The sequence below is a fragment of the Saccharothrix sp. NPDC042600 genome (assembly GCF_040647305.1).
Classification (GTDB): Bacteria; Actinomycetota; Actinomycetes; order Mycobacteriales; family Pseudonocardiaceae; genus Actinosynnema; species Actinosynnema mutabilis.
Window position 1 is genome coordinate 25,641 of record NZ_JBEZBW010000086.1, and the last position, 10,440, is coordinate 36,080.

Genomic DNA, 10,440 nt, shown 5'->3' on the forward strand with positions numbered 1-10,440 from the left:
CGCTAGTCGAACAGGGCGGCGAACCGGGCCAGGTAGAGCGGCCACCCGCCGTCGCCGCCGACGCCCTCGCCGACCGACTCCCAGCCGGGGCCGTGGCGGTCGAGGTGGCGGTGTTCGAGCTCGACGCGGGTCCGGCCCGGGCCCTCGGCGACGAACCGCACCTCGACCTCGCTGGTCAGCGCCGGATCGGTCTCGACCGTCCACTGGGGACCGATGTCCCAGCTGAACACGACGCGGTGCGGCGGCTCGTAGGCCAGGACGCGCGCCCAGCGGCACTCGGTGCCGTCGGTGGCGCGGTCGTAGATGTGCCCGCCGACGTGCGGCTCGAACACGGTCTCCGCGATCGGGGTCCGCATCAGGTTGTGCTCCCGCGGCTTGAAGTCCCCGAACCGCTCGGTGAAGGTCTTGAAGGCCTGCGCGACCTCCGCGTCGACCACGACGTGCCTGCGGACGACTTCGCTCATGCTTCCTCCTCGGTGGCTTGCGCGGCGACGTCGGCGTAGTTGGCGAGCGCCCGTTGCCAGAAGGTGTCGAGCTGGTCGCGCAACGCCGCCACCGCCGCCGGGTTCAGCCGGTAGATGCGCCGGGTGCCGACGGCGTGCTCGCTGACCAGCCCGGCGCTCTTGAGCACCTTGAGGTGCTGCGACACGGCGGACCGCGTGACGGGCAGGTGGTCGGCCAACTGGCCCACCGCCTGCGGTCCCTCGGCGAGGCGGTCCACGATGGCCCGCCGGGTGCCGTCCGCCAGCGCGCTCCAGACGTCTCCTGCTCCGTTAGTATCCACTAACGGTTAGCGTCCACTAATATTGCCAGGCGGTCAAGGGGTGCCGCGGGCGAAGGTCTGCTCCCGAGGAGTCCTAGAGGCGGTCGAAGGGTTCGGCGTAGCGGAACGCTCCCCGCACCTCCGGCCGGTACGCGCTCAACGCCCGCACCTGGAAGTACTGCGCCCACTCCGGGTTCGGCGGCACGACCCCGAACTCCGACGCCGCCCGGAACCCGTAACGGGAGTAGTAGGCCGGGTCGCCCAGCAACGCCACCAACGGCTCGTCCAACGCGTCCGCCGCGCCCAGCACCGCGTGCATCAACGCCTTGCCCACGCCCCGCCGCTGCACGTCCGGCCGCACGCTCAACGGCCCCAACCCCAACGCCGGCGTCTCGCCCACGAAGCCCCGCGTGCACACCACGTGCCCGACGACCTCGCCCTCGGCCTCGGCCACCAGGGACAGCGCGGGGATCCACCCCGAGTCCTCGCGCAACGCCCCCACCAGCCACACCTCGCCACCGGGGCGGTCCGCGAAGGCCGCCTCCGTGACGCTCGCGATCGCCTCGACGTCGGCCGCGCTCTCCCGGCGAATGATCATGCGCGCGACCCTACCGCTCGACCAGGTGGACCCCGGCCGGCATTTCCGCGCCCCTGAGAAAACCGAGAAGCACGTTCTGGAACGCCCGCGCCGCCGACGTGGGGGCCACGTCCGCCCGGTGCGCCAGACCCACGGTCCGGGACGTGCCCGGCGTGAGCGGCGTCCCGTGCAGGGACCGCGCCGCCAGCACGGTGCTCGGCACGATCGCCACGCCCAACCCGACCTCCACGAACCGCAGCACCGCGTCCATCTCGCCGCCCTCGACCGCGAACGTCGGCTCGAACCCCGCGCCCCGGCACGCGGCCAGCGTCGTCTCGCGCAGGTCGTAGCCCGGCCGGAACATCACCAGCGGGTGCGCGCGCAGGTCCAGCAACGACATCCGGTCCACGCCCAGCGGTGACGCCGAGGCGACCACCAGCTCCTCCCGCAGCACCGGCACCACGGTCAGCGCCCGGTGCGCGTCCACCGGCGACACGATGACCAGCGCCAGGTCCAGCGACCCCGCCTCCAACGCCTGCACCAGGTCCCGGGAGCCGCCCTCGGTGACCGAGACCTGGATGCCGGGGTAGGCGTCGTGGTACCGCTTGATCACGTCCGCGAAGATGCTGCCGCACAGGCTCGGCGTCGCGCCCACCCGCACCCGCCCGCGCCGCAGCCCGACCAGCTCGGCGACCTCCAGCCGGGCGGTGTCCACATCGGACAGGATGCGGCTCGCCACCGGCAGCAGCGCCTCGCCGGCCGGGGTGAGCGTGATGTTGCCGCGCGCCCGGCTGAACAGCTCCGCCCCCAGCTCCTTCTCCAGCGCGTGGATCTGCTTGGACAGTGAGGGCTGCGCCACACGCACCTCCTCGGCGCCCCGCGTGAAGTGCCGCGTCCGGGCCACTGCCAGGAAGTACACGAGTTGCTGGAGCGTCATAGCCCCAGGCTATCCTCAGCCAGCTCACGATGTATTGGACGACTCGTCGCGCCCGTTCCTAGCGTCGTCGGCGTGGACACGATCCGGCTCTACCGCAGCACGATCGGCAAGAAGGCCGTCATGGCGGTCACCGGCGCGGTGCTGTTCCTCTACGTCGTCGTGCACATGCTCGGCAACCTGTCGATCTTCGCCGGGCCGGGCGCGCTCGACGCCTACGGGAAGTTCCTGCGTGACATCAACGTCGTCTGGCCCACGCGGTTCGGGCTGCTCATCGCCGTCACGCTGCACTTCGTCGCGGCCTACCGACTGACCGCGAAGGCCCGCAAGGCCCGTGGCCGGTACGAACACCGCCGGCCCGTCCAAGGCTCCTACGCCGCTCGCACCATGCGCTGGGGCGGCGTGATCATCGGCCTGTTCGTGGTCTACCACCTGCTGGACCTCACCGCCGGCGTGCTCAACCCGCACGGCGTGCCCGGCGAGATCCACGCGAACGTCGTCGCCGACTTCCGGCACTGGTACGTGGTGCTGGCCTACACGGTCGCGGTGGTCGCGCTGGGCTTCCACATCCGGCACGGCGTGTGGAGCGCGACCCGCACGCTCGGGGTCGTCACCTCGCGGACCATCGGGTTGGCCGTGGCGGTCGTCGTCTGCGCCGGCTTCCTCTCCGTCCCCTTCGCCGTCTTCACCGGATTGGTGGGCTGACATGAGCTTCTACACCGAAGGCCCGCCGATCGCCGACCAGCGCGTCCCGGACGGGCCGATCGAGAACCGCTGGGACCGCCGCCGCTTCTCCGCGCGCCTGGTCAACCCGGCCAACCGCCGCAACCGCACGGTCATCGTCGTGGGCACCGGCCTGGCCGGCGGGTCGGCCGCCGCGACCCTGGGCGAACTCGGCTACCGCGTGAAGTCGTTCTGCTACCAGGACTCCCCGCGCCGCGCGCACAGCATCGCCGCGCAGGGCGGGATCAACGCGGCCAAGAACTACCGCAACGACGGCGACTCCGTGCACCGCCTGTTCTACGACACGGTGAAGGGCGGCGACTTCCGCTCCCGCGAGTCGAACGTGCACCGGTTGGCGCAGATCAGCGTGGAGATCATCGACCAGTGCGTGGCGCAGGGCGTGCCGTTCGCCCGCGAGTACGGCGGCCTGCTGGACACGAGGTCTTTCGGCGGGGCGCAGGTCTCCCGCACGTTCTACGCCCGGGGGCAGACCGGGCAGCAACTCCTCCTGGGCGCCTACCAGGCACTGGAACGCCAGATCAACGCCGGACGCGTCGAGATGCACGCCCGCCACGAGATGCTCGACCTGGTCGTCGTGGACGGCCGGGCGCGCGGGATCGTCGTCCGCGACCTGGTCTCCGGTGAGGTCTCCACGCACTTCGCCGACGCCGTCGTGCTGGCCACCGGCGGGTACGGCAACGTGTTCCACCTGTCCACCAACGCCAAGGGCTGCAACACCACGGCGATCTGGCGGGCGCACCGCCGGGGCGCGCTGTTCGCGAACCCGTGCTTCACCCAGATCCACCCCACGTGCATCCCGATCAGCGGCGACCACCAGTCCAAGTTCACCCTGATGAGCGAGTCGCTGCGCAACGACGGCCGCGTGTGGGTGCCGAAGGACCCGAACGACCCGCGCAAGCCCAACGACATCCCGGAAGCCGAGCGCGACTACTTCCTCGAACGGATGTACCCGAGCTTCGGCAACCTGGTGCCGCGCGACATCGCGTCCCGGGCGGCGAAGAACATCTCGGACGAGAAGCGCGGTGTCCACCTGGACTTCGCGGACGCCCTCAAGCGCCTCGGCCCGCTCGCGGTGGAGGAGCGTTACGGGAACCTCTTCGAGATGTACCAGCGCATCACGGGCGACGACCCGTACAAGGTGCCGATGCGCATCTACCCGGCTGTCCACTACACGATGGGTGGACTCTGGGTGGACTACGACCTGCGGTCGAACATCCCCGGCCTGTACGTGATCGGCGAGGCCAACTTCTCCGACCACGGCGCGAACCGGCTGGGCGCGAGCGCGTTGATGCAGGGCCTGGCGGACGGGTACTTCGTGCTGCCCGGAGTGATCGGCGACTACCTGGCGGACGGGCCGTTCGAGGCCTTGGACGGGACGCACCCGGCCGTCGCCGACACGGTGTCCGAGGTGCGCGGCCGGATCAAGACGCTGTTGGCGGTGGACGGCGACCGGACCGTGGAGTCGTTCCACCGCGAGCTGGGCCGGCTGATGTGGGACGAGTGCGGCATGGAGCGCAACGAGGCCGGGCTGCGCAAGGCGTTGGACCGGATCCCGGAGCTGCGGGAGGAGTTCTGGCAGCGGGTCAAGGTGCCGGGCACGGGCGCGGAGCTGAACCAGCAGCTGGAGAAGGCGGGCCGGGTGGCGGACTTCTTCGAGCTGGCCGAGCTGATGTGCGTGGACGCGCTGCACCGCGAGGAGTCCTGCGGCGGCCACTTCCGGTCCGAGAGCCAGACCCCCGACGGCGAGGCGCTGCGCGACGACGCCCGCTTCTCCTACGTCGCCGCGTGGGAGTTCACCGGCGACAAGCCCGTGCTGCACAAGGAAGAGCTGGTCTTCGACCACGTCCAGCCGACGACCCGGAGCTACGCGTGAAACTGACCCTGCGGATCTGGCGGCAGCACGGCTCGTCGGGGCGGCTCGTCGAGTACGCCATGGACGACCTGTCGCCGGACATGTCGTTCCTGGAAGCGCTGGACGTGCTCAACGAGAGGCTCATCCTGGCCGGCGAGGAGCCGGTGGCGTTCGACCACGACTGCCGTGAGGGCATCTGCGGCATGTGCGGCGTGATGATCAACGGTGTCGCGCACGGGCCGCAGAAGGCGACCACGGCGTGCCAGTTGCACCTGCGGCACTTCAAGGACGGCGATGTGCTCACGGTGGAGCCGTGGCGCGCGGACCCGTTCCCCGTGGTGCGGGACCTCGTGGTGGACCGGTCGGCGTTCGACCGGATCATCGCCGCCGGCGGGTACGTCAGCGTGCCCACCGGCAGCGCGCCGGACGCCCACGCCCTGCCGGTGCCCAAGCCGGACGCGGACACGGCGTTCGAGGCGGCGGCGTGCATCGGGTGCGGGGCGTGCGTGGCGGCGTGCCCCAACGGGTCCGCGATGCTGTTCACCGCCGCGAAGGCCACCCACCTGGGCGTTCTGCCGCAGGGACAGCCCGAGCGGTACCAGCGGGCGCGGAACATGGTGGCCGAGCACGACGCCCTCGGGTTCGGCGGCTGCACCAACACCGGAGATTGCACTTCGGTGTGCCCCAAGGGCATCCCGTTGACCACGATCGCGCGCCTGAACGCGGACCTGTTGAAGGCTCACACCACTCGCAGGGACAGGTAGCTCACCGAGCACACCAGGAGCGTCGCCAGCAACCCGAGCAGCATGGCCCGCGGTCCGGTCGCGAGCAGTCGCCGCGGCCGGACCGCCGTACCCAGCCCGAACATGGCGGCGGCGAACAGGATCGTGGTCAGGGTCTTGGTGACGCCGAGGACGTCGCCCGGGACCAGCCCGGTGGACCGCACGACCACCATCCCCAGGAACCCGACGAGGAACAGCGGCACCAGCGGCGTGTCCCGCTGCCGACCCACCAGCGCCGCGACCGGGGCCAGCAGCGCCACCCGGCTCAGCTTCACCGCCATCGCGGTCGCCGCACCCGCCGCCGGCGCGGCGACCGCGACCTGCGCCACCTCGTGCACGCTCAACCCGATCCACTCCGGGGACGCCCCGAGCAGCGGCAGGGCGATCATGGTCACCGTCCCGAAGAGCGTGACCAGGGCGACGCTGGTGGCCACGTGGTCCTCGTCCTTGTCGGAGGCCACGGCGGCGATCGCCGACGCACCGCAGATCGAGAACCCGCTGGCCATCAGCACGGCCAGCTCACGCGGCACCCGCAAACGTTTGCCCAGCCAGAGCGTGCCGGTGAACGTGATGGCGACCGTGAGCACGGCGGCGACAAGGATCCCCGGCCCGAGTTCGACGAGTTGCGGCAGGGACAACTGCAAGCCCAGGAGCACGACACCGGCCCGCAGCAGCCGCCGGGTCACGGCGGCGAGCGGCGGCAGGCGTCCACCCAGGACGACCCCCAGGACCAACGCGCAGATCAGCACGTTCACCAGGTTGCGCGGGTCCCCGGGGTCGCGGTAGCCGGCAACCCGCGATGAAGTCATACCCTGGGGCTATGACCGACCTGGAGTCGCTGCGGCTGTTGGTGCTGGTCGGCGAGCTGGGCAGCCTCGGCCGGGCGGCCCGGGAGCTGGGCATCGCGCAGCCGTCGGCGAGCAAGCGGCTGGCCACCCTCGAACGCGGCCTGGGCCTGGCGCTGGTGGACCGGGGCCGGCGGGGTTCCGCGCTCACCCCGGCGGGCGTGGTCGTGACCGAACGCGCCCGGGTCGTGCTGGACGAGCTGGACCGCCTCACCGAGAGCGCCCGCGCGCTGCGGTCGGCGCAACAGGCGGAGCTCCGGGTCGCGGCGAGCATGACCGTGGCCGAGCACCTCGCGCCAGGCTGGATCGGTGAGCTGCGCCGCACCCGCCCCGAGCTGCACGTGGGTCTGCGGGTGACCAACTCGGAGACCGTCGGCCGGCTGGTCCGCGAGGGCGCGGTGGACCTCGGGTTCGTGGAGACGCCCGGACCGCTGGACGGCCTGTCCACGCGCAAGGTCGCGGTGGACCGCCTGGCCGTGGTCGTCCCTCCCGGCCACCGCTGGGTCCGCCGCCGCCCGACCACCCGCGACCTCGCCGCCACCCCGCTGGTCGTGCGCGAACGCGGCTCCGGCACCCGAGACACCCTGGACCGAGCCCTCCCCGACGCCTGCCCACCAGCCCTGGAACTGGGCTCTACAACGGCCGTGCGCGGGGCGGTCGTCGCAGGTGTCGCGCCGGCGGTCTTGAGCGTGCTGGCCGTGGCCCTGGACCTGGCCGACGGGCGGCTGGTCGAGGTGCCCGTGGAAGGCCTGGACCTGCGACGCGTGCTGCGGGCCGTGTGGCCGGCGGGCCGAAGGCTCGTTGGACCTGCCGCGGAACTCCTCGCCGTCGCTGTGCGCCGTAGTTCAATGGGTGCATGAGCTGGTTCCGCCGACGCACCGAGCCCACGCCCGCCCCGCGCCACCTGCCCAACCCGGAGGAGGCGGCGGCGCAGTTCTGGCGGCGGTGGTTCGAGCTGCTGCCGGAGGTCAACGCGGCGCTGGGCGAGCGCGAGCCGCACCGGCTGGAGAACGAGCTGTGCGAGCTGGTCGCCGGCGTCCACCCCGACCTGCACTTCTCCCTCGACCGCGGGCAACGGGCCATCTACTCGCTGGTGCTCAGCGGCCAGGAGGACCCGCGGCTGCGGCCCTACACCGACGCGTGGAAGGCCGCCGCGCCGGCCGACGACATGATCTGGGAGTTCCACGACTCCGTGCCGCCGGTGCCCGACCCGACCGAGGTGACCGTCAACCTGGGCGCGAAGCGCGTGCCGCTGGCCGACGTGCGGGTCGTGGCGCAGGTCGGCGAGGGCCTGGTGGACGTCGCCGTCTACCACCCGGAGTTCGGCGCGCTGTCGGAGGAGCAGCGGCGGACCATGACGTTCCTGTCCCTGGACGTCACGCTCGGTGAGCGGCTGGCGGGGGAGCGGCTGGGCCGCGTGGAGACCGCGGTCGCGGAGCCCGCGAGCACGATCGGCCTGCTGGAGCTGCGCGAGCTGGTGCTGTCCCTCGTGGACTGAAATTGTCGTACCCGCTGGTTAACATCCTCCCGTGACCAGTGACTCACTCGACCGGACCAACGGTGCCGCGCAGGGCGTGGAGGACGTGCCCGCCCCCGCGCGGGAGCGCCACGCCGCGCTCGCGGAGGAGGTCCGGGGCCACCAGTTCCGGTACTACGTCCTCGACGCGCCCACGATCAGTGACGGTGAGTTCGACGCGCTGCTGCGCGAGCTGGAGGCGCTGGAGGCCGAGCACCCCGGGTTGGCCACACCCGACTCGCCCACCCAGCTGGTCGGCGGCACGTTCTCCACGGAGTTCGCGGCGGTCGACCACCTGGAGCGGATGCTGAGCCTGGACAACGTGTTCTCCGCCGACGGGCTGCGCGCGTGGTGCGAGCGGGTGGCGAAGGAGGTCGGGGACGACGCGCACTACCTGTGCGAGCTGAAGATCGACGGCCTGGCGGTCAACCTGCTCTACGAGCACGGGCGGCTGGTGCGGGCGCTGACCCGCGGCGACGGGCGGACCGGCGAGGACGTGACGCTGAACGTCCGGACGCTGGAGGACGTGCCCGAGGTGCTGACCGGGACCGAGGAGTACCCGGTGCCGGCGCTGGTCGAGGTGCGCGGCGAGGTGTTCTTCGCGGTCGAGGACTTCCTGGAGCTCAACGCGAAGCTGGTCGAGGCGGGGAAGACGCCGTTCGCCAACCCGCGCAACACGGCGGCGGGGTCGTTGCGGCAGAAGGACCCGAAGGTGACGGCGTCCCGGCGGCTGCGGATGATCTGCCACGGCCTGGGCAAGCGGGAGGGGTTCGAGCTGACCCGCCAGTCCGAGGCGTACGAGGCGCTGCGGGCGTGGGGCCTGCCGGTGTCGTCGCACACGCGGGTGCTGACGTCGTTCGAGGAGATGCAGGCCCACGTCGAGTACTGGGGCAGCCACCGGCACGACGCCGTGCACGAGATCGACGGCGTGGTGGTGAAGGTGGACGAGGTCGCGCTCCAGCGCCGCCTGGGCTCCACGTCGCGCGCGCCCCGGTGGGCGATCGCCTACAAGTACCCGCCGGAGGAAGCGACGACCACGTTGCTGGACATCAAGGTCCAGGTCGGGCGGACCGGTCGGGTCACGCCGTTCGCGGTGATGGAGCCGGTGAAGGTGGCCGGTTCCACGGTGGCGCGCGCGACCCTGCACAACGCGAGCGAGGTGAAGCGCAAGGGCGTGCTGATCGGCGACCGGATCGTGATCCGCAAGGCCGGCGACGTGATCCCGGAGGTCCTGGGCCCGGTGATCGACGCCCGGCCGGCCGACGCGCGCGAGTTCGAGATGCCGGCCGCGTGCCCGTCGTGCGGCACGGTCCTGCGCCCGATGAAGGAGGGCGACGTCGACATCCGCTGCCCTAACGCGGCGACGTGCCCGGCGCAGCTGAAGGGGCGCCTGGAGTACCTGGCGTCCCGGGCGGCGCTGGACATCGAGGTGCTGGGGGCCGAGGGCGCGGCGGCCCTGGTCGACTCGGAGGTCTACGACGACGAGGGCGACCTGTTCGCGCTGACCGCGCGGGAGCTGGCGGCGGTGGACCTGTTCCGGACGATGTCCGGTGAGCTGAGCGCCAACGCGGTGAAGCTGCTGGACAACCTGGAGGCGGCGAAGAACCGTCCACTGTGGAGGTACCTGGTGGCGCTGTCGATCCGGCACGTGGGTCCGACGGCGGCGCGGGCGCTGGCCCGGGAGTTCGGTTCGATCGAGCGCATCAAGGCCGCGTCGGAGGAGGAGCTGGCGGCGGCCGAGGGCGTGGGTCCGACCATCGCGACGGCGGTGCGCGAGTGGGTCGAGACGCCGTGGCGGCAGGAGGTCGTGCGCAAGTGGGCCGAGGCGGGCGTGCGGATGGCGGAGGAACGCGACGAGTCGGTCCCGCGCAACCTGGAGGGCCTGTCGATCGTGGTGACGGGTTCGCTGGAGGGTTTCTCGCGGGACGAGGCGAAGGAGGCGATCCTGTCGCGCGGCGGGAAGGCGGCGGGCTCGGTGTCGAAGAAGACGGCCTTCGTGGTCGTGGGCGAGTCCCCGGGCTCGAAGGCCGACAAAGCCCTGCAGCTCAAGGTCCCGGTCCTGGACGAGGCCGGCTTCCGAGTCCTGCTCACCGACGGCCCGGACGCGGCCCGGGAGGTCGCCACGGTGGCCACGGAGGAAGATCACCCGAAGGAGTGAGCGCATTCTGACGGCGTTTTCCAACCCTCGCGCGTCCCGGTAAACAAGGAGCGGCGGCACCCCGGCCCACCGCCCCCACCCAGACGCCCCACCGCCCTACACCCCGCACCGGCCGACACCCCAGCCACCCCCGCCGAACCACCCACCACCGCCGAACCGCCCACCACCGCCGAACCGCCCACCACCGACCCGCCGCCCGTGCCGCCGCGCTCACGGCCACGTCCACCGCCGAACAGGTCAGCCGGCGCATCGCCCGAGCGTTGGCCGCC

11 protein-coding genes are annotated in these 10,440 nt (G+C 72.0%); 6 read left to right on the forward strand and 5 right to left on the reverse strand.

Translation table 11 applies throughout. The features are described from left to right. Positions 1 to 2: 2 nt before the first annotated feature. The 4 genes from AB0A74_RS33370 to AB0A74_RS33385 form a co-directional block, all read right to left on the reverse strand. Complete coding sequence (locus AB0A74_RS33370) at positions 3 to 464, reverse strand: SRPBCC family protein (RefSeq protein WP_358255817.1); 462 nt, start codon at positions 462 to 464, stop codon at positions 3 to 5. Further along, on the reverse strand, positions 461 to 784 hold the full coding sequence (locus AB0A74_RS33375) for a metalloregulator ArsR/SmtB family transcription factor (protein ID WP_358255819.1): 324 nt from the start codon (positions 782 to 784) through the stop codon (positions 461 to 463). The genes AB0A74_RS33370 and AB0A74_RS33375 overlap by 4 nt, the downstream gene beginning before the upstream one ends. A 73-nt stretch (positions 785 to 857) precedes the next feature. Further along, a complete protein-coding gene (locus AB0A74_RS33380; protein ID WP_358255821.1) occupies positions 858 to 1,361 on the reverse strand; it encodes an N-acetyltransferase in 504 nt (167 codons plus the stop codon). A 10-nt stretch (positions 1,362 to 1,371) separates the two neighbouring features. Next, positions 1,372 to 2,277, reverse strand: a complete 906-nt coding sequence (locus AB0A74_RS33385; RefSeq protein ID WP_358255823.1) for a LysR family transcriptional regulator — start codon at positions 2,275 to 2,277, stop codon at positions 1,372 to 1,374. Positions 2,278 to 2,349: 72 nt separating this feature from the next. Between AB0A74_RS33385 and AB0A74_RS33390 the strand changes: the two genes are divergently transcribed. The 3 genes from AB0A74_RS33390 to AB0A74_RS33400 are packed head-to-tail and all read left to right on the forward strand — an operon-like array spanning position 2,350 to position 5,634. Beyond that, positions 2,350 to 2,979: a succinate dehydrogenase cytochrome b subunit gene (locus tag AB0A74_RS33390; protein WP_358255825.1), complete on the forward strand. Its 630-nt coding sequence runs from the start codon at positions 2,350 to 2,352 to the stop codon at positions 2,977 to 2,979. A 1-nt stretch (position 2,980) separates the two neighbouring features. Continuing rightward, positions 2,981 to 4,891: a fumarate reductase/succinate dehydrogenase flavoprotein subunit gene (locus tag AB0A74_RS33395; RefSeq protein WP_358255827.1), complete on the forward strand. Its 1,911-nt coding sequence runs from the start codon at positions 2,981 to 2,983 to the stop codon at positions 4,889 to 4,891. After that, positions 4,888 to 5,634 carry a succinate dehydrogenase/fumarate reductase iron-sulfur subunit gene (locus AB0A74_RS33400; RefSeq protein ID WP_358255829.1) on the forward strand — a complete coding sequence of 249 codons (747 nt, stop codon included), beginning with the start codon at positions 4,888 to 4,890 and terminating at the stop codon, positions 5,632 to 5,634. Before AB0A74_RS33395 ends, AB0A74_RS33400 begins: the two co-directional genes overlap by 4 nt. Here AB0A74_RS33400 and AB0A74_RS33405 read toward each other — a convergent pair. Continuing rightward, on the reverse strand, positions 5,610 to 6,461 hold the full coding sequence (locus AB0A74_RS33405; RefSeq protein ID WP_358255831.1) for a putative sulfate exporter family transporter: 852 nt from the start codon (positions 6,459 to 6,461) through the stop codon (positions 5,610 to 5,612). The two genes, AB0A74_RS33400 and AB0A74_RS33405, sit on opposite strands and share 25 nt — an antisense overlap. An 11-nt stretch (positions 6,462 to 6,472) precedes the next feature. On the opposite strand from AB0A74_RS33405, the gene AB0A74_RS33410 reads away from it, so the two are divergent. The 3 genes from AB0A74_RS33410 to ligA are packed head-to-tail and all read left to right on the forward strand — an operon-like array spanning position 6,473 to position 10,171. Continuing rightward, positions 6,473 to 7,357 carry a LysR substrate-binding domain-containing protein gene (locus AB0A74_RS33410; protein WP_358255833.1) on the forward strand — a complete coding sequence of 295 codons (885 nt, stop codon included), beginning with the start codon at positions 6,473 to 6,475 and terminating at the stop codon, positions 7,355 to 7,357. Further along, a complete protein-coding gene (locus AB0A74_RS33415) occupies positions 7,354 to 7,995 on the forward strand; it encodes a hypothetical protein (protein WP_358255834.1) in 642 nt (213 codons plus the stop codon). Before AB0A74_RS33410 ends, AB0A74_RS33415 begins: the two co-directional genes overlap by 4 nt. Before the next feature lie 31 nt (positions 7,996 to 8,026). Continuing rightward, the gene (ligA, locus tag AB0A74_RS33420; RefSeq protein WP_358255836.1) at positions 8,027 to 10,171 is read left to right on the forward strand and encodes an NAD-dependent DNA ligase LigA; all 2,145 of its coding nucleotides are present in this window, start codon (positions 8,027 to 8,029) and stop codon (positions 10,169 to 10,171) included. The last annotated feature ends 269 nt before the right edge of the window (positions 10,172 to 10,440 follow it).